The 25889-nt window shown below is 43.0% G+C and carries 21 protein-coding genes; 10 read left to right on the forward strand and 11 right to left on the reverse strand.

Annotated features, from left to right (window positions below; genetic code table 11):
• Window positions 1–31: 31 nt before the first annotated feature.
• The 4 genes from DUL71_RS18220 (at window position 32) to DUL71_RS18235 (ending at window position 8383) form a co-directional block, all read left to right on the forward strand.
• Entirely contained in the window at window positions 32–3703 is a 3672-nt protein-coding gene (locus tag DUL71_RS18220; protein ID WP_114939447.1) for an ABC transporter permease, read from the forward strand.
• Window positions 3704–3816: 113 nt separating this feature from the next.
• Window positions 3817–5145 (forward strand): hypothetical protein, encoded by a 1329-nt coding sequence (locus DUL71_RS18225; protein ID WP_114939448.1) that lies wholly within the window; start codon window positions 3817–3819, stop codon window positions 5143–5145.
• A gap of 103 nt (window positions 5146–5248) precedes the next feature.
• On the forward strand, window positions 5249–7846 hold the full coding sequence (locus DUL71_RS18230) for a T9SS type B sorting domain-containing protein (protein WP_114939449.1): 2598 nt from the start codon (window positions 5249–5251) through the stop codon (window positions 7844–7846).
• A gap of 96 nt (window positions 7847–7942) precedes the next feature.
• Window positions 7943–8383 carry a cupin domain-containing protein gene (locus DUL71_RS18235; protein WP_114939450.1) on the forward strand — a complete coding sequence of 147 codons (441 nt, stop codon included), beginning with the start codon at window positions 7943–7945 and terminating at the stop codon, window positions 8381–8383.
• Between the two features lie 11 nt (window positions 8384–8394).
• On the opposite strand, the gene DUL71_RS18240 is transcribed toward DUL71_RS18235, so the two are convergent.
• The 8 genes from DUL71_RS18240 to DUL71_RS18275 all read right to left on the reverse strand — a co-directional run bounded on the left by DUL71_RS18240 (window position 8395) and on the right by DUL71_RS18275 (window position 13896).
• Window positions 8395–9237 (reverse strand): SDR family NAD(P)-dependent oxidoreductase, encoded by an 843-nt coding sequence (locus tag DUL71_RS18240; protein ID WP_114939451.1) that lies wholly within the window; start codon window positions 9235–9237, stop codon window positions 8395–8397.
• Between the two features lie 73 nt (window positions 9238–9310).
• Window positions 9311–10060, reverse strand: a complete 750-nt coding sequence (locus DUL71_RS18245; protein ID WP_114939452.1) for an MBL fold metallo-hydrolase — start codon at window positions 10058–10060, stop codon at window positions 9311–9313.
• Window positions 10057–11133: an NAD(P)H-dependent flavin oxidoreductase gene (locus tag DUL71_RS18250; protein WP_114939453.1), complete on the reverse strand. Its 1077-nt coding sequence runs from the start codon at window positions 11131–11133 to the stop codon at window positions 10057–10059. The genes DUL71_RS18245 and DUL71_RS18250 overlap by 4 nt, the downstream gene beginning before the upstream one ends.
• Window positions 11134–11244: 111 nt before the next feature.
• On the reverse strand, window positions 11245–11622 hold the full coding sequence (locus tag DUL71_RS18255) for a nuclear transport factor 2 family protein (protein WP_114939454.1): 378 nt from the start codon (window positions 11620–11622) through the stop codon (window positions 11245–11247).
• 71 nt (window positions 11623–11693) lie between these two features.
• The gene (locus DUL71_RS18260; protein WP_114939455.1) at window positions 11694–12428 is read right to left on the reverse strand and encodes an SDR family NAD(P)-dependent oxidoreductase; all 735 of its coding nucleotides are present in this window, start codon (window positions 12426–12428) and stop codon (window positions 11694–11696) included.
• A gap of 4 nt (window positions 12429–12432) precedes the next feature.
• A complete protein-coding gene (locus DUL71_RS18265) occupies window positions 12433–12651 on the reverse strand; it encodes a tautomerase family protein (protein WP_114939456.1) in 219 nt (72 codons plus the stop codon).
• Between the two features lie 29 nt (window positions 12652–12680).
• Window positions 12681–13214: a YceI family protein gene (locus DUL71_RS18270; RefSeq protein WP_114939457.1), complete on the reverse strand. Its 534-nt coding sequence runs from the start codon at window positions 13212–13214 to the stop codon at window positions 12681–12683.
• Between the two features lie 109 nt (window positions 13215–13323).
• A complete protein-coding gene (locus DUL71_RS18275) occupies window positions 13324–13896 on the reverse strand; it encodes a Crp/Fnr family transcriptional regulator (protein WP_112568478.1) in 573 nt (190 codons plus the stop codon).
• 192 nt (window positions 13897–14088) lie between these two features.
• Here DUL71_RS18275 and DUL71_RS18285 point away from each other — a divergent pair, with 192 nt between their 5' ends.
• The gene (locus DUL71_RS18285; protein ID WP_114939459.1) at window positions 14089–14574 is read left to right on the forward strand and encodes a peptide deformylase; all 486 of its coding nucleotides are present in this window, start codon (window positions 14089–14091) and stop codon (window positions 14572–14574) included.
• A 570-nt stretch (window positions 14575–15144) separates the two neighbouring features.
• On the forward strand, window positions 15145–16185 hold the full coding sequence (locus tag DUL71_RS18290; protein WP_114939460.1) for a DUF4097 family beta strand repeat-containing protein: 1041 nt from the start codon (window positions 15145–15147) through the stop codon (window positions 16183–16185).
• 67 nt (window positions 16186–16252) lie between these two features.
• Here DUL71_RS18290 and DUL71_RS18295 read toward each other — a convergent pair whose 3' ends face one another.
• Both DUL71_RS18295 and DUL71_RS18300 read right to left on the reverse strand, forming a co-directional pair.
• Window positions 16253–16972, reverse strand: a complete 720-nt coding sequence (locus DUL71_RS18295) for a hypothetical protein (protein WP_154402427.1) — start codon at window positions 16970–16972, stop codon at window positions 16253–16255.
• A 92-nt stretch (window positions 16973–17064) separates the two neighbouring features.
• Window positions 17065–18228, reverse strand: coding sequence for an MFS transporter (locus tag DUL71_RS18300; protein WP_114939462.1), 1164 nt, complete (start codon window positions 18226–18228; stop codon window positions 17065–17067).
• A gap of 346 nt (window positions 18229–18574) precedes the next feature.
• Here DUL71_RS18300 and DUL71_RS18310 point away from each other — a divergent pair, with 346 nt between their 5' ends.
• The 4 genes from DUL71_RS18310 to DUL71_RS18325 all read left to right on the forward strand — a co-directional run bounded on the left by DUL71_RS18310 (window position 18575) and on the right by DUL71_RS18325 (window position 25360).
• The gene (locus tag DUL71_RS18310) at window positions 18575–19192 is read left to right on the forward strand and encodes a hypothetical protein (RefSeq protein ID WP_114939464.1); all 618 of its coding nucleotides are present in this window, start codon (window positions 18575–18577) and stop codon (window positions 19190–19192) included.
• Window positions 19193–19540: 348 nt separating this feature from the next.
• Window positions 19541–22534: a SusC/RagA family TonB-linked outer membrane protein gene (locus tag DUL71_RS18315; RefSeq protein ID WP_114939465.1), complete on the forward strand. Its 2994-nt coding sequence runs from the start codon at window positions 19541–19543 to the stop codon at window positions 22532–22534.
• A gap of 24 nt (window positions 22535–22558) precedes the next feature.
• On the forward strand, window positions 22559–24187 hold the full coding sequence (locus DUL71_RS18320; protein ID WP_114939466.1) for a RagB/SusD family nutrient uptake outer membrane protein: 1629 nt from the start codon (window positions 22559–22561) through the stop codon (window positions 24185–24187).
• 78 nt (window positions 24188–24265) lie between these two features.
• Window positions 24266–25360, forward strand: coding sequence for a phosphatidylinositol-specific phospholipase C1-like protein (locus tag DUL71_RS18325; RefSeq protein ID WP_114939467.1), 1095 nt, complete (start codon window positions 24266–24268; stop codon window positions 25358–25360).
• Between the two features lie 63 nt (window positions 25361–25423).
• Here the strand turns inward: DUL71_RS18325 and DUL71_RS18330 are convergent, their stop codons facing one another.
• A complete protein-coding gene (locus DUL71_RS18330; RefSeq protein WP_114939468.1) occupies window positions 25424–25705 on the reverse strand; it encodes a DUF4242 domain-containing protein in 282 nt (93 codons plus the stop codon).
• Window positions 25706–25889: the final 184 nt, after the last annotated feature.

Consider the following 25889-nt stretch of genomic DNA (forward strand, 5'->3'; position numbering starts at 1 on the left):
TTTGGAGTGATGATTTATTGAGTTAACCAGTTTGAAACCGTATACATTCCATATTTCCCTTTATGATGCCGCGTTTTTTGGGATGCTATTTATCGGCCTCACTTTTATCCTGCTTTTATGGTTCGCCGGGAAAACCAGCCGGTCTGCAAATCGCTTTCTGGCTACGGCATTGGCTGCCGCCGTTTTGTGGATAGCACGGATACTTGCAATTGACATTCAACTGTCGGCCTATACCCCTTCCTGGAGCCGGCTGCCGCTGCAATTTTCATTGGCCATAGGCCCGCTCCTGTTTTTTTATGTACTCAAAGTAACCCGGCCCGAATATAAATTCAGACGTAAGGATCTGCTGCATTTTAGTCCGTTGCTCCTTGAGGTAAGTGCCCATATCTCTGCAACTATTGAAAGCATAAAAACAGGTGCTCCTACTTATGATACACCGATATTTCAGTGGGTAAATCCAGCATTGCAGGCATTGGCATTTATCTCGGTGATTGTCTATTTATACCTGTGCCGAACGCTAATCGAAAATTTCTATCAGCGGCAAAAATTTAACGGAGGCGACCGGTACCGGCACGAATTACAGTGGATAAATAATCTACTATTGGCTTTCGGCCTGTTATGGATCCTGTGGATCCCCTTCATGGCGGCTGATTATTTCTATTACAATCACCAATTAGGCGCCCAGGCTTACTATCCCCTGTACCTGCTTTTAATGTTAATGATCGTCTGGATGGCCGCAAGGGCTTTTTTAAGACCCGAGATTACAGCCCTGCCAATTACTGCACCGGTTTTAAAGCCATCATTACCGGAGGATCTGAGGCAAAAAGGGATCTGGCTAAAAAGAGCGATTAAAGAAACCCAATACTACCAGGATCCGGCGCTAAGCTTGAGTTCTCTTGCCGAAAAACTTGGCTTAACAACCCATGAATTATCTCGGATCTTCAATACTGTACTTAAAAAAAGCTTCAATGATTTTATCAATGAATATCGGGTACAATCGGCCATCCGTAAAATGCAGGATGCCGCTTATGATCATATCACCTTGTTGGGAATCGCCTATGAATCCGGGTTTAATTCACAAAGTTCATTTAACCGTATTTTTAAGCAAATAACAGGTAAAAGCCCCCAGGAATATAAAAACGGGCTTAAAAAAGAGTTGCCATCTTATAATTTGAGAAGTGAAGCACAAGTTGCGCCGGTAATTTTAAATCAAGAATCCGCCACTAAATGGGTTCACGACAAATTTAACCGCAACTTTATGTTTAAGAATTATTTTAAAATCGCATGGCGTAATTTAACCCGGAATAAAAGCTATGCCGCCATTAACATCACCGGTTTGGCTGTGGGTATTGCCGTTTGTATGGTGATTTTTATCATTATACAATTTCAAACAGGCTTTGATAATTTTCACTCCAAAAAAGATCGCATTTTTCGTGTATTAACTGAATACCATCACGCCGAAACAGGCAATATTACTTATGGCAAAGACATCCCCTTTCCCCTGCCGTTAGGATTAAAGACGGCCTTCCCGCAAATAGAACAGGTAGCACCCATTTTTGCCAGCCAAAACGACCAGTTGCTAATCCCCGATGAAAATGGTACTACCGTAAAAATGTTCAAGGAACAAAGGGGCCTTTTTTATGCCAATCCTTCATTCTTTAAAATTTTCGACTTTCCGCTGCTTGCCGGCTCCTATGCTTCATTAAAAGATCCGGACAATGTATTGCTTACTAAAGAGGTTGCTGAAAAGTATTTTGGCGATTGGAAATCCGCGATGGGTAAAACCATTAAACTGGAAATGGGCGGCTTTATGTTTGAGCACGGCACGGATGTATTAAGAGTTTCGGGGATCCTGGCAAACATCCCGGCAAACTCCGACTTTCAGCTGAAACTCGTGATTAGCTTCGGCACAGGGTTTACAGGCGACTATTTAGCAAAATCAACCGATTGGAACAGAACGGTAGCCGATTTTGGATGCTACATCTTATTGCCTCAAAACCTTTCTGCCGGTAATTTTAACCGGCAGCTAAGCGCCTTCTCACAAAAGGTAAAATCTGCCGATAATAAAGACAGTCATAGCATACAGGCATTAAACGCGGTACATTATGATACCCAGGTAGGCAATTACAGCAACAAAACCATCAGTCATGAACTACTTAATGTATTGTGGCTTATCGCGGCGTTCATTTTGTTAATTGCCTGTGTAAATTTTATAAACCTCTCTACGGCGCAGGCTGTTAACCGGGCAAAAGAGGTTGGCGTAAGGAAAGTTTTGGGGAGTAATAAATCTCAGTTACAACTCCAGTTCATCGTCGAAACATTTTTGATCGTGGCAAGCGCTGTAATGTTCGCAATTATCATCACTGTACTCGCGTTACCTTACGTAGGTTCGCTTTTAGAGCTATCGCTTTCGTTCAATATATTCAGTAACCCGGCAATTATTGTATTCCTTTTAATTGTAACAGTTGCGGTAACGGCGTTGGCTGGCTTTTACCCTTCCATTGTTTTATCGCGTTTTAACCCCGTTAATGCTTTAAAAAGTAAACTTTCAACAGGCCGGGCAGATGGTATTTCGTTGAGACGAGGATTGGTGGTATTCCAATTTATTATTGCGCAGGCACTTATTATCGGAACGCTCATCATCGTAAAGCAGATGAATTACTTTATGGATCAGCCTTTAGGCTTCGATAAAGAGGCCATTATCAATGTTCCTTTCCGGGTAGATAGTGTCCGCCTCAGCAAGATGGAATATTTAAAGAACCAGCTGACATCCATAACTGACGTAAAATCGGTTAGCTTCAGTTCTAATACACCCATTGAAAATGGCAACGATACCTGGAGCGCTGTCAAATACGATCACGCGCAAAAAGAAACCGACTTTAAAGCCATTACCAAATTTGCCGACCAGGATTATGTACCTGCTTATAAACTACAATTGATAGCCGGACGAAACCTGAAACCATCCGCTATGACGAGGGAGTTCTTAGTCAACGAGTCGCTGCTGAAAAACTTAGGGATAAAAAAGCCTGAAGATATCCTAAATAAAGAAATAAGTATCTGGGACGGCCTGATCGAATGCCCTGTTGTTGGTGTACTGAAAGATTTTAACGACCGGTCCTTCCGCCAGGAACTGGCGCCACTGCTTGTCACTACAGATAATGTGATGTACAACCAGGCCGGGATCAAGCTGTCAACCACAAATATGCCGGCCACGCTTGAAGCCGTTAAAAAAGTATGGGAGCAAACATTTCCAGATTTTGTTTATGAGTACAAATTCCTTGATGATAAAATCGCGGGCTTTTACAAGCAGGAAAATCAACTGGCCCAATTATATAAAATCTTCGCGGGTATCGCGATATTTTTGAGCTGCCTTGGTTTATATGGCTTAGCCTCGTTCATGGCCGTACAGCGGATAAAAGAAGTTGGCATTCGTAAAGTATTAGGCGCTACGTCGGGCAGTATTGTTTATCTATTCTCGAAAGAGTTTATCATACTCATTGCTATTGCCTTTGCCATAGCCACGCCTATAGCCTGGTATTACATGCACCAATGGCTGCAGGATTATGTTTATCGCATCAAAATAAGCTGGTGGTTGTTTGCCGCAGGCGGATTTGCTGCAACATTTATTGCATTAGCTACCATAAGCTTCCAGGCTATAAAGGCCGCAAAAGCAAACCCGGTGAAGAGTTTAAGGAGTGAATGATTATGGACTTTAGAAAAGGTAAAAAATATAAATACTTTGTTTTAACATCCATCCCCGGTAAGTTATCGGGCTTATTTTTTAATTTTAAGGGCTTATAACTTCTGGGGATTAAAATGACGCTTAAAGCTACCTATACCTTATTTTTCTTTTTAGTATTTATTTCAGGGACCTCTCGCTGCTTTGCGCAATCGGTATTTGATAAAGACTCTTTGATAGTCAGAGGGAAAGTCGTTTATATCACGCCATCTAAAAACACCTACAGCATAAGCACCAACAAGGCGTTTCTACATTCGGGAGAAGAAAACAAAACACTAACAAACGACGCGGCGTATATCAATGGCGATTTTATTAACCGTGGGGAGTTTGCACGCAAATATATCAAAGCAATTTCGCGCCAACGGTCCATAGCGCTTGCCCGCAACCCGGATATGACACTGCTGCTCCAGTTTAATACCGCCGGCCGTGTAGACGATGTGAAGTTTGTAATTGCAAAAAACGGCAGCCTCACCCCCGAGGATTTGATGGTAATAGACTCGGCCATTAAATCCTCTGTACAAATTAAATTGCCTGCAAGCGTTAAACATGCCCATAAAATTGAGCCATACACCTATCTGTTTGATTTTTTGCGGATGGCTGCTTACAAAACAGAATGGGTAGAAGGGATAGAGGAAGATACACTTCATACCGATTGGGTTAATAACGATATCAAATTAATTAACCAGGTCGTCGCATTAGATAAAAGTAACCCCCAGGCCGTCGTTGATTTCTTCGCCCCACCAGCAGATAGTCGTCCCCGGCAAGATACTTTGGGTTTTGGATGGACGTATATATACACGGGCAAGGCAGCTGGATATATTTCTGTAACCCTTGAATATTACACACACAACGGCAAGGTTGTTAGTTATGCCCTTTCCTCGCAACTCCCATACAGAAAAACGCTGGCAAATAAATATGATTCCTTACTTCGTAAAGCGCTGCCTGTTGATTCTGCTGCCCGTTTATATTATAAATTCAGGGAAGATCGCATTTTCGCTCCCCTAAGTAATCTCGCCGGCTCCGGTTATAAAAAGCGAGCCATTCCGCTTCAAATGCTGCAATACATGTCGCCCTTATCCGGAACCGTGTATGGTCAATATGGAGGGCTGCCGATAAGCCTTACCTCAAACCGGGCCATGTTTAAAGAGATCATTAAAAGATTGTCGCCAGATCAGATTGTAACTTTAATGTACAGCATCAATCCTACATCAAGACTAACGGCAATTGAATATTATTACCGTCATCCTGAACTTTTCAAAAATCATAAAACCATCGACAAATGGATAAAGACTGTTTACGTGGAAAAGCCAACGATTGAGACTATACAAGGGTGCATCATTTCAGACCTAAACGCGGAAAGCGCCGTGAGCGGCTTCGTAAAATGGCATGATCCTTTGGATGAATGAGGCCTAATGAATACCTTTAAAAATCCTTGTTTATCTGGCGATGACGCTCCGGATCTTATTTGCGGCCCTAACGTTTTAATATTATTTTAGGGGCATCCTTATCATGTTATTAAAACGGCTATTTCTTTTACTCTTTTCACTTACAGCCCTTGGCTGTTATGCCCAGGATGTTGAATTTCATTTAAACTCGCATCTGCTGCCGGGCAAAAACATTTTAAAAGTAAAACGCGATTTTAACGATCCTTATTTATGGGTGCTTGCGCAAGGTAACGAAGTTTATCGTGTTAACAGCCTTACGCTTTCAGTTGAAAATTACTCCAGCCAGTTTGCGGCCTACAACAATCTGAAATTTATTGATATAGCAGGCCGAAGCCAGGACACAGTATTTATCGCCACAAAATCTACTAACGTTATTGAATACAAAAAGGGGATTGTTAAAGTTATAGGCCCCGCAGATGGCGTTAGCACAGAAGTTAATTCAGTTGGCATACCTAAGCGCCGCGAATTTGAATCAGATCAATATACATTACTGATTGGCTCAGACCACGGAACTTATACCTATGATATGCTAAATGAGAGAATGCTTTTTATACAGCATCAATCGGCAAGTCAGGTATATGACGCAACCTATCGAAATTTCTTATATAAAGATAGCACTGCTACCTATCCCGACTGGGATGGAAGAAAGTATGTCCCGGTTTTTGCATACGGAGAAGGAACCACATTTGGCCTTTACCTAACAGAAAGTGACATTATAGGGCATAACATTAATACAGCTCATGAGATATTTGGCTCAATGTATGACTATGATATGCGTGTTAGCTACACAGGGCTTTTCTGGGGTACACGTAATGGAATGTTTCAGTTTAATGGAGACGAAAGCTATTACATCAATCGCGATTATGGACATTATCTTGATGGCATTAATGTAAATAAGATAACCTCGATGTTTGGACTTACGGCTTTTGGAAGTGGCTGGTGGAACGGTGATGGCCGCCTTATTAAGCAAACCATGCTGATTGGTACTGATAAAGGTCTTTATTTCAGCAATTCAGTTTATCAGACTTATGACCCGCAACTTCCCGGACTAAAACAAGTAACGCTGTTTCATTTTGACCTGTTGGGCAATACTATTATTAATGATGTATGCGTAAATACCGCGTCAAAAATTGAACCTGTTTGTGATGATGGCGTGTGGGTAGCAGCTCAAGATGGCCTCTACCTTCTTAAACCCGATTATGGTAAATACCTTACAGCACAATCAATAAACGCGGTGCAGTTTGACGGCATTGACGCCTCTGTTTCAGAAATGCAAATCTGTTCGGGCAGCAGCATAACGGCTTCTGTTAACACAACGGTTTATACCGGCCATACCATTCAATGGTATAAAAATGGCACCGAATTACCGGGCGAGAGCGGCAATAAGCTTATTATCACTTCTGCAGGCAACTACAGTGCGGTAGTATATGATCCGTGTGAAAACTTGCACCTTAACAGCAATACCCTTAAGGTTGATGTTATTACAAGCCCGACAGTTACACTTAATTACCCGGACGAAAATTTTTATTGCGAGGGCAGCAACGCGACATTTAAGGTTGACGATAACCCCAACTATCAATACCGCTGGTATACCGATGGGGAGTTAAACGGTAACACTTCAAATAGCATAACTGTAAGTCAAAACGGTAACTATAAAGTAGAAGTTAGCGCATGCTCCGGAGTTTGGGTAGCCTCCAAAGAAATTAAAGTCGGATTTATCAACCTGCCCTCTCCTACGTTACAAGGAAACAAAACATCCTACTGCATTGGCGATCAGGCTACAATTTCCACTAACATACAGCCCGATCCATCTTACACCATTAATTGGTATCGTGACGGGGCTCCGTTAATTGGTAATACCAATCAAACAAGCTTCACCACCGATATTGCCGGTAATTATCAGATTGAGCTTGCCAGCAATAAAATTACTTGCACACAATTATCCGCAACGCTTCCTATTGTTTTTAACCTGCTGCCAACTATCACTCTCGAAAAAATTATAAATACCTCCCTTTGTAGCGGACAAACGGTAGACCTTCAAGCAACAATTTCTGCCGGCACCATAAAATGGTCGACAGGAGAAACCAGTAGCCGAATCAGTGTTAAAAATTCCGGCGACTATAGCGCCGTAGTTACCTCCCCTTCAGGCTGCTCCGATAACAAAAGCATCAACGTACAATTCTTCAGCAACCCCGTTTTAAATCTGCAGGACGCAATGCTGTGTCCGTTTAACCAGGAGCAAATTACACTAAGCGCACCTCCGGGCTTTGCCAAATATTTGTGGAACGGACAACCTGGCAGTGATACATTCACAACGGGTTCACTCGGAAAAGTGGAGCTTACGGTAACAGATCAAAACAACTGCACTGCTACTCAAACCATAAATATCACCAGCCATTGTACAGATATAAGAATGGCTAATACATTTACCCCGAACGCTGACGGAGCAAACGATACCTGGATAATTGAGGGCCTTGATGCCAGCGCGACAGTAAAAGTTTATAATCGTTATGGCAGTATAGTATTTAACAGCCATGGTTATCCCGAACCATGGGACGGCACTTATAAGGGCGGCAGGCTTCCTGCAGGTACCTACTACTATATCATTAATGCAAAAGCCGGCGCCCAGGTTTTAAGCGGATGGGTGAGTATCATTTATTAGCCAGAGGCCTGCTTCTATCGCAATACACAAAGCCATTGTATTTGTTTAACAAATTACATAGCTTTATTGCTATACCAACCGTAAACCCAACCACATATGTTTCCCCGTTTTAAAGAAAGCATCAGCTTTGGCAGCCTCGAAATTAATTTTTTGCTTGATGGTGATGATACCAACGGTTCACTTGTACAATTTGAGCTTGTTGTTCCGCCGGGCGTAAAGGTACCAGCTCCCCATTTTCATGTTGAAGTAGATGAAACCCTATACATACTGGAAGGCACGCTTACACAATTAATTGGTACAGAAACCCGGGAGCTACAGCCCGGCGATCATTGTTTTATAAAGAGAGGAACTATTCATGGTTTTAATAATCTGCATAGCGCCACGGCAAGAGCCCTCTGCACCCTTTCGCCCGCATCTATCGGCCCTGCTTATTTTCGCGAAATTGCGGAGGTGATCAATGCCGGCGGTCCACCAGACATGCAAAAAGTACTCGCCATTATGAAAAAACACGGACTTGAGCCGGTTAAACCGGCATAGGGTTAAACCACCTATGATTCAAAATCGGCCGCAATCGTAACCTCTTTCCATTTTTCCAATTCCGCAGTCATTGTTCCGAGTTTTTCAGAGGCCCGTTTATAAGCATCCTCGCCAAGATAAAGATGCAGCGGCGGTTCGGTCAAATCTGTTAAATTCATGATTATTTCCGATGCCTTTTCCGGGTCGCCGGGTTGTTTACCATCAGCAGCAAGGTAACGTTGCTGGGCATTTTTAACGGCTTGATAGCCTTCTATATGACTTTCGGTAAAAGCCAGTGAGCCTGTAGTCAAAAAACCCGTACGGAAACCCGAAGGTTCAACCACAGTTACTTTAATCCCAAACTCTTCAACGTCAAGCGCCAGCACTTCCGAAAACGCGGCAATAGCCGCTTTGGTAGCCGAGTAAACCGACCAGCCCGGCGCGCCAACAAAACCGGCAACCGAACCAATATTGATAACATAACCGGAGCCTTGCCCCCGCATAACAGGAAGCACAGCTTTAGTTACATCAATTGCTGCCAGCACGTTTACATTAAATATATCACGGATCTTTTGCCCTTCAATCTCCTCAACCGTACCGGCCATGCCATAACCGGCATTATTTACCAGTACGTCAATTTGCCCAAATGCTTTAAGTGTTTCACGGATGGACTCTTCAATACAATCCGGGTTGCTTAAATCAACAGCCAATGGCAAAAACCTGTCTGTATCTATTAAACCAACCGCTTGTTTTAAGGTTTGCGCGTTGCGTGATGTGGCTGCTACACGATGCCCATTATCTAATAATTTTTTCACCAGGGTAAGCCCCAATCCCTGGGACGCCCCGGTTACATACCATACTTTTGTTGAGTTCATGGTTGAAACGTTTTAGGCATGAGCCATTCAGTCCGCATTTTTTAGCAGCCCATAAACTCACGCAGGTAATTATTTATAAACTTGTTTTTATGCCAGGCGCAAGAATTTTAAGCTGCCCGGCAATGCCAAGCGCGTTGAATGATTGCTGCAGCATTTCTCCCGTTTCGGTATAATGCGACCAGCCCTCAAAGTGCACTGGTATAATGGTAGCATCAGGAAAAGCAAACGCGGTGTCTATTGCATCGTTAGTACCCATAGTTACGTTAAACGGCCCCCTCGGCTTAGCCGCACCCGCAAAAATGAACACGTACTGAGGCTTAAATTTTTCCGCAACTTCTTTTATGCCATCATAAAAAACGGTGTCGCCTGTAAAATAGATCTGGAGCCCTGCAACGGTTACAATGAAACCGGTAACATCTCCGGTTAGCTTTTCACTTCCTGCGGGGCCATGCCTTGCAGGCGTGCCGGTAATCACTACGTCATCGTTTAAAGAGATACTTTCCCATGGGGCCAGGCCAATGGTATTACCACCTAATCTTTCCGCCCCAATTTTTGTGGTGAATGTCTTAGATACCTGTTTCAGCAACGCCCTGCCCGCATTATCTAAATTATCACCATGCTGATCGTGGCTTAGCAAAACCACATCTATCTTACCAATATCAGTAGTCACCGGGCCTTCTGTTTTGTGATATGCGGGTTTATCATTGATCATGAATTGCTCGCCGGCCGGGTCAAGCGTGGGGTCGGTCATGAGCCGTAAGCCGCCAATTTCTAAAATAACGGTCGGGCCACCAATGTAGGTTACATTAACTTCGTTTTTCATGGGTTCATAATTTTGGTTGTATCTGCTATTATGGATTGCATCAGCTCTGCGGCTTTGGTATGTTTTAATACGGGCGCAATCTGTCCGCCCCAAAACAAAACCATATCTAACTTTTGCTGCTCGAGCGCTGCCTTGCGTAATGGCGCCATAAATGTTGTTTGCAATGGGAAAGGTAAAAAACTGGCTTCCTTTCCTATCAGATCTTTAGCTACCCGGCTGGTTATACCGCGGCCAAGCCTGCCTGTAAATGCCCGTGACAGTGTAGTATATTTTGCAGCGTCAGAAAAAAGCATTTGCCGGTGAACAGGAAGTGCTCCCGATTCATCACAGGCTAAAAAGGCTGTACCTATCTGCACCGCGTCGGCACCCAGCGTCAGGGCTCCTGCTACTCCTCTGCCATTAGCTATACCTCCGGCAGCGATAACAGGCATTTTAACTTTTTCCTTTATCAGCTGAAGCAACACAAATGTACCAGTGGTTGATACTTCTGCCTGCGCAAGGAATGATGGCCTGTGGCCACCAGCTTCAAAACCCGAAGCGATGATCATATCCACACCACTTACCTCCAATGCAATAGCTTCATCTAAGGTAGTAGCCGCGCCAACAGTAACTATGCCCAACCTGCGGCATTGCTCCATCACATCGGCAGGTAGTGTGCCAAACATAAAGCTGAATACTTTGGGGCGCAGGTCGAGGATAGCCTGTAGTTGGTTTTCAAACCGTAGTTTAAAAGGCGCCGGTTTGTTAGGTAATGGGATTCCGGCTTCATCAAAATAAGGTTTAAACAGCTGTGCCGCATGTTCAAACTGCTCATCGGTAGCTTCGCCATTTGGTGCATCGGTTTCCGAAACCCATATATTGATATTGTAAGGTTTGTTCGTCGCCGCCCTGATCTGCCTGTCTATCTCAACAATTTCAGGTCCGCTAAGGGTATAAGCCCCGTAGCCGCCTAACCCTCCCGCGTTTGATACGGTAGATACCAACTCGACCGAGGATAAATTACCGCCAAAAGGCCCCTGCATAATCGGGTAATCAATACCCAGTATTTCTGTTGCTTTTGTGTTATACCACATGGTTTTATTATTAAGTCAGTAGTACTAAGTCCGAAATCATAAGTCTGATTTTTACTTAAAACTTATGACTTTGAACTAAAGACTATCCTTTAGTTTACCATTGAAATGATATTAGTTAGTGTCGCTGATCATTTTATTTACGATAAACCATTTACCGTTAAGTTTATGGAACGATAAAAACTCATGGTAGTTGAAATCGTACATTTTTACCTGTACTTCGGCAACCGCGATTGAATTTACTGCCTTAACAGAAATAATTTTTCCTTCAAATGGTTTGCCCGAATCCTTAGGACTTACCCTGTTTTTTACACCATCCAGGTAAACATCTAATGTTTTAGCGTAAGGCTCGCCTTTTACATCGCCAAAAAGCAAGGTGCCGGTATTCATTACCTGGTTTAACAAATCCAAATTACCTTCATAAATCCCTTTGAAGTAATAATTTTCAAGCGCCTGTTCAATGGCTGCTTTAGCTTGATTGTTAGTTTCCATTTTGATGATAAATTAAAGCATTATGCCTGCCATTTAGCAAGGCATAATGCGGTTACTATAAATTTTTACACTTAATTTAAATTACGGCCTGCTGCTGTGCCGCCATCAACATTGATAATTGCGCCGGTAATAAAATTGCTTTTAGCAACCGAGTAAGCCATTTGAGCTATGTCTTCCACTTCGCCAACGCGGTTTAGCAAGTGCAGGCCTGCAGTTTGATCTGCATTATCGCCGTGCATTGGCGTACGAATGGTACCGGGAGCAATTGTATTTACCCGGATGTTGTCTCTACCAAACTCACCGGCCAGTTGTATGGTAAGCGCGTGTACCGCTCCTTTTGAAGCCATTTGCGCTGTAATAGGAACCCCGCTGAGCGCGTGGTTAACCAGCGGAGTACCAATATTGATCACTACCCCATCGTGCTGTTTAATCATTTGCGGAATCACGGCCTGGGTGGTAAAATAGGTGCCTTTAAGATTGGTATCTAAAAAACGGTCAAGGTATGCTTCGTCAACCTCAAGGAATGGCCTGGTTTCAAAAATACCGGCGTTGTTCACTAAAACATCTACACTTCCAAATTTATCAATAGCTGTTTGGGCCAGCTTTTCGCCTGTTGCCTTATCGCTTACGTTTCCGGCAACTGCGGCAAGGTTATCGCCTGCGCCAAGTTCCTGGTAAACTGCTTCCAGCTTATCGGCAGTTGTTGAGTTAATAACTACATTATCGCCCTTTTCTAAAAAATAACGGGCTATTTCTTTACCTATACCAGATGATGCACCGGTAACTATTATGGTTTGCTTTTTCATTGTCTTACTTTTTATCGGCAGTAATGCCTTTTTCTCTTAATACCGATACCTGTTCGCCGGCATAGCCCCAATCATCCAGTTCAATTTCGCTGATCACCACATGGGTTAAGTGCGGATCTTTGTTCAGGGTATTGGTAATTAAATCGGTTATACCCTTTATCAGGGTTTGTTTCTGCTCGCGGGTAACACCTTCGCGGGTCAGTTCAATTTTTACGTATGGCATGGCTTCGGTTTTTAAGCTAAAGCTGTTGATTAAACAGCTTTAGCAGTTATGTTTACATTCAGATCAAAATCATTATAGATCAGGGTATCACCCAGGTCTTTAAAAAAGTTTCCGGAACGGAACCTCATACCGTATTTGGTACGATCAATTACAACTTTGCCGGTTGCGCTCACGGTATCAGCGGCGGTAGTAACCTGTGCGTCAAAACTTACGGGATGAGTGATTCCTTTTATAGTCAGGTTGCCGGTGATACGATAAGTATCATTGCTTTCTTTGCTGATAGCCGTAATTACAAACTGAGCTTCTGGGTAATTATCGGAATTGAAGAAGTCGTCAGAAGCGAGGTGACCTGCAAACTGGGCGTTGGTAGCCGGATCAGTTACGTCAAGTATCTTGATAGAAGTGGTGTCGATAGTGAATTTACCGTCGGCTAATTGTCCATCTGCAAAATTTAAAGAGCCTTCTTTTATAGCGATGGTACCATTGTGTGCGCCTGTAACCTTACGACCAACCCAGTCGATATTACTTTTTGCGCTGATGATTTCAAATTTTTGAGTTTCCATTTTGTTATGTCCTTAATGACAATACAAAGTTGGGGGCAAATAGCCTGGAAACTGTGTGACCTACATCACAATTGAAACGCCGCCTTATTTATGTGACCTACATCACATTTCAGGAATGGTATAAACGGCTCAGCGTTTCCCTTGAAACACCCAGGTAAGATGCTATTAGCTGTTTTGGAACTATATTATACAATGTTGGATATTGTGCCAGCAGCTCTTCATAACGGTGTTTGGCATCGTTATTCATGAACGATAAAAGCCTTTTTTGCGTGGCCACGTAACCTTTATTGGTACGCCAGCGAAAGAAATGCTCGCCTTCATGAATTTCCCTGCAAAGTTTTTCACGGTCCTGGCTGGTGAGGCAAAGCACTTCGGCATCGGTAATACAGTCTACGTTAACTGTAGCGCGCTCACCACTGTAAAGGGCGTTGTAGTCCGACGCCCACCAGGTTGGCATAGCAAACTGCAGGATGAACATTTTCATATCATCGTTAATAAAAAACGATTTCAGATAGCCTGAAAGTACAAAATACTCACAGTCTACCTTATCACCCTCACCTATTATAGTCTGGCCTTTTTTAAAGGTTTTGTAGGTGAAATGCGAAAAGAAATAATCGAACTGTTCGTCGGTTAAAGTAATGGTTTTGCTTACGTGTTCTTTTAAAATTTCTTTAGGCTGCATGATATATAAAATAACTACAAAAACTCAAATCTGGATAAGGAAGCTAACGCTTAACTTTCTCGTTTATACGGCTTCCGCTTATTTTAGTTTCGCCATTGCAGAAATAGCAGGTACAATTGGTTTAAGTAAAATTAAGTCAATTATATATTATTGCAACATTACCGGCCATAAAAAATTTACTTTTACTATAGCATGAAAAAACTGAATGATATTTTGCTGCTGGGCGATGAACGCCTTTACCAGGTTTGTGATCCGGTAATGCAAAACGAACTCCCATTGTTAAATGGCTGGATAGCCGATATGCATAACGTAATGCAGGAGATCAGGCAGAAATACAACTTCGGCCGGGCTATTGCAGCGCCGCAGTTGGGTATCATGAAGCGGCTTGTTTACATGAATATCGACAAACCGGTTATTTTCATCAACCCCGAAATACAGGACGCCAGCGATGAACTTTTTGAACTTTGGGACGATTGTATGAGTTTTCCAAACCTGCTGGTTAAAGTTAAACGGCATAAAACCATCACGGTAAACTATCTTGACGAAAACTGGCAGCAGCAACAATGGGTAATGACCGATGCCCTGTCTGAACTGATGCAACACGAGCATGATCATTTGAATGGCGTTTTGTGCACCATGCGCGCCATCGATAGTATGTCGTTTAAATGGCGGCCATAAATATGATTAAGAATAAGCCTCAACAACACAAAGGCCGGTCATTTGAAAAGTTAATAAGATATAGTAAGGAGGATTAGCTATTATACAGTCAAACGATAGCAGGAATTTAATTGTATAACAAATTCTAAATTTTTATATAGAATTTGTTATACAAATGTATTATACAAATGTTATATTTGAGATAGAAGAAAGAACAGGAGGCGAGGGACTTAGTATGAGACCTTACCCTCGCTATCAATGCCCTAAAGCAAGTTTACCCGTTCTTCATAGAAAAAGCAATTTTAAAAGCTACTGTTACCGCAGTAGCTTTTTTTTCAATCGCTTGATTTTCAAATCTAATATACGAGTAAACAAATCATTTTGGAAATTTTTATAGTGACACACTTTTGTCAGCTGTTTAAATCGTTCATGATGAGCGATATAAACTTTTATTTAACATTTTGTGCGATACTTATTTCATTTTGAATCATTTACGAACATATAAATATTGCATTCAAATAAAACTTAAAACACCTGTAACGTATAGGGGTAATATGTGGTCATAGTTGTATCACTATTAAAACCCCTTTTATGAAAAATTATATTTTACTCCTTCTGCTTGCCGGCCAAACCGCTGTTGCGGCCGCGCAGGATGGCGATAGCCGTTCATTGTACCTCACCAGGTCATTAGCCAACGATGCCATTACCAGTGCTGTAGTACGCACATCGGCCGGTGGCATTGTAGTTAGCGGACAAGCCGGACAGGCACCGCGTGTTGAAGTTTATATTAAAGGCAATAACGGCAACGAACTTTCAAAAGAAGAGATCAAAAAACGCCTGGATAAAGATTATACCCTTGATATTTCGGTAACCGGACATGAAGTGAAAGCCATAGCCAAAAGTAAACGCCAAAGCTTTTTTAACTGGAGAAGCTCACTGAGCATCTCGTTCCGCATTTATGTGCCGCAGCAATGCTCAACCGATCTGGAAACCAGTGGCGGCGGTATTGGTCTGGATAATTTAAAAGGTAACGAGAAATTTAGCACCAGCGGCGGCGGCTTACAGATAGACAGGCTCAATGGCGTTATTCGCGGTAACACCTCGGGTGGCGGCATTTATGTTTCCAACTCTGGCGATGATATCTCTCTTGAAACCAGCGGTGGCGGCATCGAAGCAAAAAACTGCAACGGAAAAATCAGACTTGAAACCAGCGGCGGCGGCATCACTTTAGAAAACCTTAAAGGCACCATCAATGCCGAAACCAGCGGTGGCGGTGTTAACGGCAATAACATCACCGGCGAACTGATCACCAGCACATCAGGCGGCAGCATCGATCTTAAACGTATGGCGGCCAGTGTTAGCGCTGAAACCAGCGGTGGCGGGTTGTACGCGCAAATGCTTAAAGTTGGTAAATACCTTAAACTGCAATCAAGCGCGGGCAATGTCGATATCGAGCTCCCTCAAAACCAGGGCTATGATCTTGACCTCAGGGGAGAAGGTGTATCTCCATCATCAGTTGCAAAATTTAACGGGCAATGGGAAAAAGAACGGGTTAACGGCAAATACAACGGCGGCGGTATCCCGGTTAAAGCCGAGGCATCCGGCGGTAGCGTTAATATTAAATTCAGGTAATTCAATGACGCATAAAAACAAGAAGCCCGGGCAAATCTGCCCGGGCTTCTTGTTTTTACAATACGATTTATTTAGCTACGTTTTTTGAATTGTAGTCATTAAACGCGGCTACTATACCATCTGCTTCCTCCTGTTTAAAAGCAGTTTTTTTGGCCATGGCTACCATGCGGGCCGCCAATCCTTTTTTTACAGGCTGATTTCCGTAGCTTCCGCTTTTGTATTTCTCCAGCACCTCCGGTGTATCTTCAAAATATTTCTGAAGGTCATAATCAAAAGCATTCCGCAGTTTATCGTTATCCTTCTGAGCCAATATAAAATACCCGCGAATCAGGGCATCCTTTTTCTCTTTCTCTCTTCTTTCCACCTCCTCTTCGCTGGCTATATAAACAGCTACATCAGCAGGATATTCATAAAAACGATGTGCCGTGATCCGGCCAACAGCCAGCCGTTCCATCATATGGTCGTTAGTGCCCATACTTTTAAGTTGAAGGTTTTGCAGGTCGACATAATGTACCTTATCAAACAAACGGGTACCAACCACATAAAACTTCATATCATCGGCCTTGATGCGCCTTGGCTTTACATTCGGATCTTTAGCAAAATCAACTGAATCTTTAACCCGGATATAGCGCTGATTATACCAGGGCTCGGCTTCGTTAAGGGCTATTACACCACCCACACGTGTGCCATCATTCATTATTACATAGCCTGGTTGGTAATCTTGCGCTTTACAGATAGAAACGCCAATAAATAATATAAATACTAATAAGGTGTAAGATTTTTTCATGTCATAAGGTTTATAAATCATTATAAAGCTACCAATTATTCACAAATGCCCTACATTAATATTATTTAATAACATTGGCATAATAATGCCGGTTAGCTATTGGTACGTTTTAACAAGGCCAGTAAACCCAGTAGCGGCCCTACGGCCAGCAGCGTATAAATATATCGTGCGTTTTCAACCGTCCGTAAAGCGGTGATGAGTTGAATACTTACAATGGTAATAGCAAAGCCAATGCAATTAACAATAGTGAGCGCGGTACCTTTTGATCCCGCATCGGCATTTTGCGCAACCAGTGTCGAAAACATTGGCGAATCTGCAATAACAGCAATACTCCATATCAATAGAAAACCGACCATAACCCAGGCCGAACCCGCAAACAAGAACAGCGGCGACACTAAACAGCAGGCACATGAAATTGCCAATGCTGACACTGCCACATTTTTTACCCCCCTATACTGAGACAGGATGCCGCTGCCCGTACACGCCAGCGCCCCCACACCTATAATAAGGAAGGATAATAGCGGTACATTTAAATCAGCCTTAGTGTACCTGGTATTATAGGCACTTAAGATGACCGGTACAAAGGCCCAAAACGTGTAAAGCTCCCACATGTGTCCGAAATAACCAAAAGCGGCTGCCCTGAATTGCCTGTTGCCAAAACTTTTAACAAACGCCGCCGGACTCAGCGCCGCTCCCTGTTTTCTTTCTGCACCGTCGGGCACAAGCAGTACCATGGCACATCCACCCAAAGCACTTAGTATCGAAGTCGACAATATAACATAACGCCATGGCAATGCTGCCATCAGGCTTTTAAGCAGGTGCGGGAACGATGTGCCCAAAACCAATGCACCCACCAAAAAGCCCAAAGCTTTACCCAACCCCTGCGGATAATGATCGGAGGCGATCTTCATTCCTACCGGATAAATGCCGGCCAGGAAAAAACCTGTTGTATACCTTAACACCAATATAATCGAGGCACCAGTTCCTGGCAGGCAGGCCAGCGTGTTAACAGCCGCGGCAATAAGCGCGCAGGTAAAAAACACGCGCACAGGCGAAAACCTGTCGGCAATGCTCAGGATAGCAAAAACCAATGTTCCGGTGATAAAGCCCAATTGAACGGCGCTTGTTAAATAAGCCAGATATGATGGTTCCAACTGCAATTGTTTGGCGATATCACCCATTACCGCGTTACCTGCAAACCATAAAGAGGTGCAAAAAAACTGGGAGAGTACAATTACCGGGAGGATACGTTTCATTGGGTTTTATCAAACGTTTTAACGCGTTGATTAAAGTGCACAATAATAGTTATAAACTGTGCTTTAAGAAAGGCGTCTTTTCTTCCGAATCTTCCATTTTGAGAGGTGCCTACGGAGCCAATATCCGCTGTTTGTATTTTTTCTATAACAGGTACCTCTACGGGGTGACTAATCACAATTTTTAACTCCGTAGGAGTATCATGTTTATAGCAAACACCTATCGGATATTGGCTCCGTAGGTGCCTCCTATTATAGGAGCGATATCGTTCGCAATTTTATTTCCTATTGCGTTGTTTTCACAAAAAATGTATCTTGAATTTCCAAAACAAACCTAACCTCATCACCTATGGAAAAACAACAAATTATTGATCAGATAAAATGGATGATTGCCGACGGCAATGCAGATCATGAAATTGAAGCCCTGCTGATTGGAGAGGGTGTTGCCCGGGCCGAAGCCAAATACACGCTTTCTGTAGTCAAAAATGAATTGTTTCCTAATGAATATCCGCTAATCATTGAACCTAAAAGCAACCGCAGCTACCTGTGGGCCGGCTTACTGATTGTTGCAGCATTGGTATCATTATTGGCTTTTCACCCATGGCGTAAATCATTAGGCACAGCAGAAAGAGAAATAAACCCTGCCGATATGATCAGGCTTATGAAAGGAGGTCCCGGCGTTTATACTACCGAGCTCAACAAGATCAATACAGGATGGACATTTAATCAGGATAAAGACAGGTGGGAAAACACAAAACGAAAAACTGCTCTCGCCATCAGAATGGACCAGGTTCTGTATATGTGTCCCGTATTGCGGGACCATTCGTTCCAGGACTATCTCGAAAATCACGAATTCAGAGATATTGTTTATTCTAAACCCGGCAGTAAGATCTTTCAAAACGACGAATTCACGTTCACGATCCAAACCAACGCAAACTATACCATGATTTCGCTGGCTTACCGGTAATTTTCATCTTACTCCCTTCTGTATACCACATATTCCATCGATTGAAAAAAGTCCAAAATTCACTTTGAATTTTTCGGGTTGCCCGGCAACCAGCTTTTTACAAAATGCTAAAGTTTAAAATCCGTTAACCCTTTGTTAACAGAGCTTATTTGTGTACGCATAGCAAAAAGCTGAAAATCAACCTCAAATAGCACATTTTAAAAAATCAAGATCAATTTTAATTAATAGATAAATTAACCCCGCATTTATTTACTGATAATAAAACAACCGTTGCTTTGCAGCAATTTATCGCCCTCATATTCTCAACTTGGGCAACTATTAAAAGGGGTTTATCATTAATTAAAAACTATGGAAAAACATTACAGATCTATCTTAAGGCTATGCCACAGATCAGGTAAAACGATTTGTCTTTTTATGCTGATGTTCATGGCTACATCAATGGCTTTCGCGCAACAACGTATCATCAGGGGTACCGTTACCGACGAAACCAACTTACCGTTACCGGGGGTGGTAGTAACAGTTAAAAGCACAGGCAAAGCTACCCCAACCACAGCAAATGGTATTTATCAGGTTACGGTGAGCGGACCCGATGACGTAATCAAGTTTACTTTTTTAGGTTCGTTACCTAAAGAGGTTACCATTGGCGACAAAAAAGTAGTTAACGTTACCATGGTAACTGATACCAAACAATTGAAGGATGTTGTAGTAATTGGCTACGGTACAGCAAGCAGGAAAGACGTAACCGGCGCTATAACATCGGTAAAAGCCGAAGAATTTAACAACGGCGTTTTAACTACTCCTGCCGAGTTATTGCAAGGCAAGGTAGCAGGTTTAAACATTACCAAAAGTGGCGACCCTAATAAACCACCTGCTGTTATTTTAAGGGGGCCATCAACCCTGCGCGATGGTGCTGCAATACAGCCTTTTTACGTAATTGACGGTGTTCCGGGTGCTTCTATTGATCTTTTAGCTCCTGCCGACATCGAAAGCATCGACGTACTGAAAGACGCTTCATCTACCGCTATTTACGGTTCGCGTGCTGCCAACGGCGTAATCATTGTTACAACCAAAAGAACTAAGGCCGGCCAAACCCGCTTAACCTACAGCGCTTACGGCGCAGTTGAAAATGTTTCAAAAAACATTGACGTACTTACCGGCGATGAGCTGCGTAAATATTTAACCGATAACGGCGTACCTAAATTAAGCGCCGCTGACGATGATGGCTCAAATACCAACTGGCAAAAACTGGCCGAAAGAACCGGTTACTCTCAAAACCACAATCTTTCATACGGTGGCGCAGGTACCAACTCCGAATATGGCGCAAGCGTAAACTACATGAAAAACAATGGTATTTTAAGAAATACCAGTCTTGAACGTACCATTTACAAAGGCTATATTAACCAGCGTTTTTTTAACGACCGTTTAAAACTGGGTATTACGCTTACTAACAGCGCTACCAAAAACAACGACATTTTTCAGAGCCAGGTGTTATCAGGTATATTATTTTACCTGCCAACAGTAGGCCCTTTTAATGCCGATGGTACTTATAAAGAAAACTACAGCCGTACAGGTAGCGGTCCGTTAAATCCATTGTCATTAATCAATAACAACTTTATCAAAACTGAAAATAACAAAACCCTTATTAATGGTTTTGCTTCAGTAGATATCTTGAACGGACTGAAATTCACCATATCCGGATCAACCCAAAAAGAACAAAATAACGTAAATACCTACTCTACAAGCCAGTCGGGCATATATGTTAACGCAGGTGGTGTGGCCGCACGTAGTGCTTATACCAATACCAGCAACGTGTTGGAAGCATATTTTAATTATGATCGCACATTTGGCCAGCATTCATTGAAGTTGTTGGGCGGTTACTCTTATCAGCAGGATCGTAACAACGACGGCTTCGGCGTACAAACACAAGGTTTCTCTAACGATTATTTGACCTATAACTTTTTGGCGCTATCAAACCCTACACAGCTGTCACAAATTGTATTTAACCCGGCTTATATCTCAACCTTGAGGTTTATCTCGTTTTATGGTCGTGCACAATACCAGTTTGCAGATAAATACCTTTTACAAGCCTCATTAAGAGAAGACGGTTCATCTGCATTTGGTATTAACCATCGTCATGGTTATTTCCCTGCGGCTTCTGCCGGTTGGAAAATCACCAACGAGGATTTCATGAAATCTGTCCCGGTTATCAGCGACTTAAAATTAAGGGCCGGCTACGGTGTATCTGGTAACAGCCTTGGTTTTGATGCCTTTACAGCACAGTTGATTTACGGTGTTCCTCCGGGCGGTGGTAAATTTTTGAATAATGGTAATATTGTTAACCCAATTGGCCCGGTACGTAACCCTAACCCCGATTTGAAATGGGAAAGTACCGCAACTACCAACATCGGTCTGGATTTCGGTATTCTGAACAATCGCATTACCGGTTCGGTTGATTATTATATTAAGAAAACATCCGACCTGATCACCACCCTGCAGGTATCAACTACTCAATACTTTTACCAGTATTTAACTGCCAATGTTGGTAAAATGAAAAACAGTGGTATCGAGGTTGTGATTAATGCCGTTCCGGTAAAATCACAGGCTTTTACATGGCGTACGTCTTTAAACTTCACCCACAATAAAAACATAGTTGAAAGTTTATCACAAGGTGGCCTGGCCCTTCCTTACATTCAAACAGCCCAGTTAGGTGGCAAAGGTCAGTCAGGCAATTTCAGCCAGATCATCCAGCCGGGTTACGCATTGGGAACTTTTGACCTATGGCACTATACCGGAAAAAACGCCAATGGTGTTAGTACTTTTGAAAAGGCCGACGGCTCTATAGTAGCAAGCCAGCCACTCACTACCGATCAGTTTATTAAATATGACGCGCAGCCAAAACTTATTTACGGCTGGACCAACAGCTTCTTTTACAAAGGCTTTGACTTGAACTTCCTGGTACGTGGTGTTTATGGCAACAAGATCCTGAACGGAACTCTTGCTTCGTTAAACAACCCGGCTGATGCTAAACTGCAAAACATCCCACGGTTTACTTTAGGCGAATCATTCAAAGATATCAACGCTTATCTGATCTCAGATCGTTTCCTTGAAAGTGGTTCATACCTGCGTTTGGATAACGCTACATTGGGTTATACTATTAAACCGCACATCCAGGCCATAAAGAGCCTGCGCTTTTATGCATCGGGCAACAACATTTTCATCATCACAAAATACCGTGGTGTTGACCCCGAAGTTAACATGGGCGGCCTGACCCCAGGTATCGATAACCGCGATTTTTACCCTAAAACACGCACATTCAGTTTAGGTTTAACCGCATCATTCTAAACAAAACCATCAGAAAGAAAAGAGATGAAAAAGATATTTATAGCATGTACAGCTTTCGCCACCATGATTGGCACATATTCATGTACAAAACTAAATGTACCTGTTGAATCACAGTACGTACAATCAAACTTTCCATCAACCGACGCGGATTACACCGCATTGCTGGGCAGTATTTATTCCAACCTTTCGTCAAGCTATGCTGTACCTTACTGGCGCATGCAAGATATGTCTACAGATGAGGCTATCCTACCCGCCCGCGATGGTAACTTTGACGATGGCGGCCAGTACCGTCAGCTACACTATCACACCTGGACCTTTGACCACCCTAACGTTATAGGCGTATGGCAGTGGGGCTTTGGCGGTATTAATAGCTGTAACCGTATCATGAGCGTTATCAATAACTCCTCATCATCGGCAGCAAAAAAAGCCTCGTCAATTGCAGAGGTTAAGGCCATGCGCGCACTTTACCTTTATTTCATGATGGACCTTTATGGTAACGTGCCAATCATTACCGATTTCCCGGTAACAACACAACCTGCAACCCAGCCGCGTGCTAAAGTGTATGAGTTTATAGAGAGCGAACTTAAATCTGTTTTACCTTTATTACCAGCCAAAAGCAACAACTCGGCAACTAACGTAGCGCAGTACGGTCGCCCAACTAAAGGCATGGTGTTTGCCCTACTTGCCAAAATGTACCTTAACTCGGGCGTTTATACCGGCACCACCCGTTACCAGGAAACCGTTACCATGTGCGATAGTGTACAGGCCAACACCAACTATTTCCTGGATGCCAAATTCCGCGACATATTTTTGCCAACAAACGGTCCGCAAATCAATGAAACTGTTTTCGCGGTTCCTTATGACCAGCAGATTCCGGGCAACCAATTTACCCGTTTTGGTTTCTTCTACTACCTGGTTAACGCGTATGGCTTTAACGTAGGTTTGAGTATTGCCATGAGCACTACGCCTGAGTTTTATAACCGTTTCAACATTCCGGGCGATGATCGTACCAAAACCTGGCTGGCCGGTCCGCAATATTATCCTGATGGCAATGGCGGCTTTACCAATCAACCCGTGTATTTTCCGACAGGAACCGCAACAGTTCCGCCAAATACACAAATCAACATCATCCCAACTTTAACCTTAACCGGTTCAAAACCGATGGACCTTGGTAACGATGTGTTGACTTCACAATCAGAAGGTGTGCGTTCAATTAAATACTATCCTGATATTAATATCATTCAGGCAACCCGTTTAAACAGTAACGACGTACCGGTATTCCGTTTGGCTGACATTTACCTGATGAAAGCCGAAGCTATTTTACGTGGCGCCGCGCCTACAACTATCAATGGCGACGCGCAAACTCCGCTTACTTTGGTAAACAAACTGCGTACCCGCGCCCACGCGCAGGCCGCCACCTCAATTGACCTTGATGGTTTATTGGACGAGCGTGCACGTGAACTTTCATGGGAAGCATGGCGTCGTAATGACCTGATCCGTTACGGTTTATTCGAGAAAGAATATCCGCTACCGGTTATGGGGGGCAAAACCGATGATCTGAAAATGAACACCGACCCAACCCGCAGGTTATATCCAATTCCATCAACCGAGTTAAAAACCAACCCTAACCTTAAACAAAACCCGGGTTATTAATCATCAACATTTTTTATAAAGCGCAAAAGAGAATCCTTTTGCGCTTTATTTCGTTAAACCAATAATATATCTCCCAAAATGAAATTTACAGGCGGATTAATCGCAGGCATTGTTCTTTCAGCATCAGCGTTATTGAACAACCCCGACGATCAGAAAATGAACCACTTCCAGGTAATAGGATCGCACAACAGCTACAAACAGGCTATTAACCCCAAGCTGTTCCGCTTTTTACAGCAGCGCGATTCGGTTGGCATGAGCAAGATAGATTATGAGCACATCAGCCTTAGCGATCAACTTAACTTAGGTTTGAACGCTTTGGAGATTGATGTTTATGCCGATACCAAAGGAGGCAAATACGCTCATCCAAAAGGGTTAGACTGGGTACCGGGCCAACCAGCATTTGACACCCAGGGCGTAATGAAGGAGCCTGGCTTTAAGGTTTTCCATATCGAGGATATCGACTTCCGCAGCAATTGCGCCACTTTTAAGCTTTGCCTGCAGGAGTTGAAAAAATGGAGCGATGAGCATCCGGACCATAACCCCATCTATATTACCATGAACGCCAAGGACGAGGCTTCCGACAAGCCCGGATTTACTGTTCCTGAAAAATTTACCGCTCAAACCTTTGCCGATTTAGACAAAGAAATTTTGACCTACCTTGGCAAACAGTATTTAATTACTCCTGATGATGTGCGCGGCTCATACAAAACCCTTGAAGCCGCAGTACTGCACAATAACTGGCCAACACTAAAAGCAGCCAAAGGCAAATTTATCTTTATCCTTGATGAAAAAGGCGAAAAAAGAGCGACTTACATAGCCGGTCATCCTTCATTAAAAGGCCGTGTATTATTTGCCGACGCGTTGCCCGGAACACCGGAAGCTGCTATCCACATCATGAACGATGCTAAAAAAGATCTGGCAGCCATTCAAAAACTGGTGAAGAAAGGTTACATCATCCGTACCCGTGCCGATTCTGATACCCAGGAAGCCCGTGCCAATGACATGAGCTCATTTGAAGCGGCGCAAAAATCAGGCGCGCAGATCATCAGTACCGATTATTATAAAAAAAGCACCCATTTTAATTCTGATTACGTGATCAGCTTTAATGGCGGTACTTATTTTAAACCCGATCCATTGTTTCAAAACGGATCGCAAGGTTCTGTTGGAAATTAATCCATACAAACACAAAAAGAGAAGGCCTGTAATTGATTACAGGCCTTCTCTTTTTGTGTGAGATTAAACTGTAACGGTACTTGTTGTGGGGTCGATCACGGCTTTCACTTCGGCAATACTGGTTACCGGGAAGCCGCCTTTCATGGCGTGTTCGCGAATAACCTCTTCGCTTTCGGCAATGTGGATGCAATAGATCTTATCGGCAGTAACAAACGATTGGATCCAGTGATATGGCTTGCCCAGGTCATTTACAACCGAACATGATGTTTGTGAAATAGCCTGTAATTCTTCGGGCGAAAGGTTGCCCGCGCCAGGCAAGTCCCGTTCAATAACAAATTTTTTCATGACACATAATTTAAGGGTTACTATTGATTGTTGGTTTAGCAAATAAACGGCGATATATTCCTTACAGATAATGTTTAAGGACTACCTGAGGTATAATCAACAACTCACCGAAAAACTAATTGGGGCAGGACGTAATACTATTTAAAAATAAATATTAGTTTCTTAGCAATCAAGCCATTAAAAA

It is taken from the genome of Mucilaginibacter endophyticus, assembly GCF_003351025.1.
Taxonomy (GTDB): domain Bacteria; phylum Bacteroidota; class Bacteroidia; order Sphingobacteriales; family Sphingobacteriaceae; genus Mucilaginibacter; species Mucilaginibacter endophyticus.

What these genes read in the sequence shown, in the direction of transcription:
- DUL71_RS18285 (WP_114939459.1), top strand. Translation starts at nt 14,089, where the DNA reads ATGAAAAAACTGAATGATATTTTGCTGCTGGGCGATGAACGCCTTTAC.
- DUL71_RS18275 (WP_112568478.1), bottom strand. Translation starts at nt 13,896, where the DNA reads ATGCAGCCTAAAGAAATTTTAAAAGAACACGTAAGCAAAACCATTACT.
- DUL71_RS18225 (WP_114939448.1), top strand. Translation starts at nt 3,817, where the DNA reads ATGACGCTTAAAGCTACCTATACCTTATTTTTCTTTTTAGTATTTATT.
- DUL71_RS18265 (WP_114939456.1), bottom strand. Translation starts at nt 12,651, where the DNA reads ATGCCATACGTAAAAATTGAACTGACCCGCGAAGGTGTTACCCGCGAG.
- DUL71_RS18290 (WP_114939460.1), top strand. Translation starts at nt 15,145, where the DNA reads ATGAAAAATTATATTTTACTCCTTCTGCTTGCCGGCCAAACCGCTGTT.
- DUL71_RS18230 (WP_114939449.1), top strand. Translation starts at nt 5,249, where the DNA reads ATGTTATTAAAACGGCTATTTCTTTTACTCTTTTCACTTACAGCCCTT.
- DUL71_RS18260 (WP_114939455.1), bottom strand. Translation starts at nt 12,428, where the DNA reads ATGAAAAAGCAAACCATAATAGTTACCGGTGCATCATCTGGTATAGGT.
- DUL71_RS18295 (WP_154402427.1), bottom strand. Translation starts at nt 16,972, where the DNA reads ATGAAAAAATCTTACACCTTATTAGTATTTATATTATTTATTGGCGTT.
- DUL71_RS18270 (WP_114939457.1), bottom strand. Translation starts at nt 13,214, where the DNA reads ATGGAAACTCAAAAATTTGAAATCATCAGCGCAAAAAGTAATATCGAC.
- DUL71_RS18240 (WP_114939451.1), bottom strand. Translation starts at nt 9,237, where the DNA reads ATGAACTCAACAAAAGTATGGTATGTAACCGGGGCGTCCCAGGGATTG.
- DUL71_RS18320 (WP_114939466.1), top strand. Translation starts at nt 22,559, where the DNA reads ATGAAAAAGATATTTATAGCATGTACAGCTTTCGCCACCATGATTGGC.
- DUL71_RS18310 (WP_114939464.1), top strand. Translation starts at nt 18,575, where the DNA reads ATGGAAAAACAACAAATTATTGATCAGATAAAATGGATGATTGCCGAC.
- DUL71_RS18300 (WP_114939462.1), bottom strand. Translation starts at nt 18,228, where the DNA reads ATGAAACGTATCCTCCCGGTAATTGTACTCTCCCAGTTTTTTTGCACC.
- DUL71_RS18325 (WP_114939467.1), top strand. Translation starts at nt 24,266, where the DNA reads ATGAAATTTACAGGCGGATTAATCGCAGGCATTGTTCTTTCAGCATCA.
- DUL71_RS18235 (WP_114939450.1), top strand. Translation starts at nt 7,943, where the DNA reads ATGTTTCCCCGTTTTAAAGAAAGCATCAGCTTTGGCAGCCTCGAAATT.
- DUL71_RS18330 (WP_114939468.1), bottom strand. Translation starts at nt 25,705, where the DNA reads ATGAAAAAATTTGTTATTGAACGGGACTTGCCTGGCGCGGGCAACCTT.
- DUL71_RS18255 (WP_114939454.1), bottom strand. Translation starts at nt 11,622, where the DNA reads ATGGAAACTAACAATCAAGCTAAAGCAGCCATTGAACAGGCGCTTGAA.
- DUL71_RS18245 (WP_114939452.1), bottom strand. Translation starts at nt 10,060, where the DNA reads ATGAAAAACGAAGTTAATGTAACCTACATTGGTGGCCCGACCGTTATT.
- DUL71_RS18315 (WP_114939465.1), top strand. Translation starts at nt 19,541, where the DNA reads ATGGAAAAACATTACAGATCTATCTTAAGGCTATGCCACAGATCAGGT.
- DUL71_RS18250 (WP_114939453.1), bottom strand. Translation starts at nt 11,133, where the DNA reads ATGTGGTATAACACAAAAGCAACAGAAATACTGGGTATTGATTACCCG.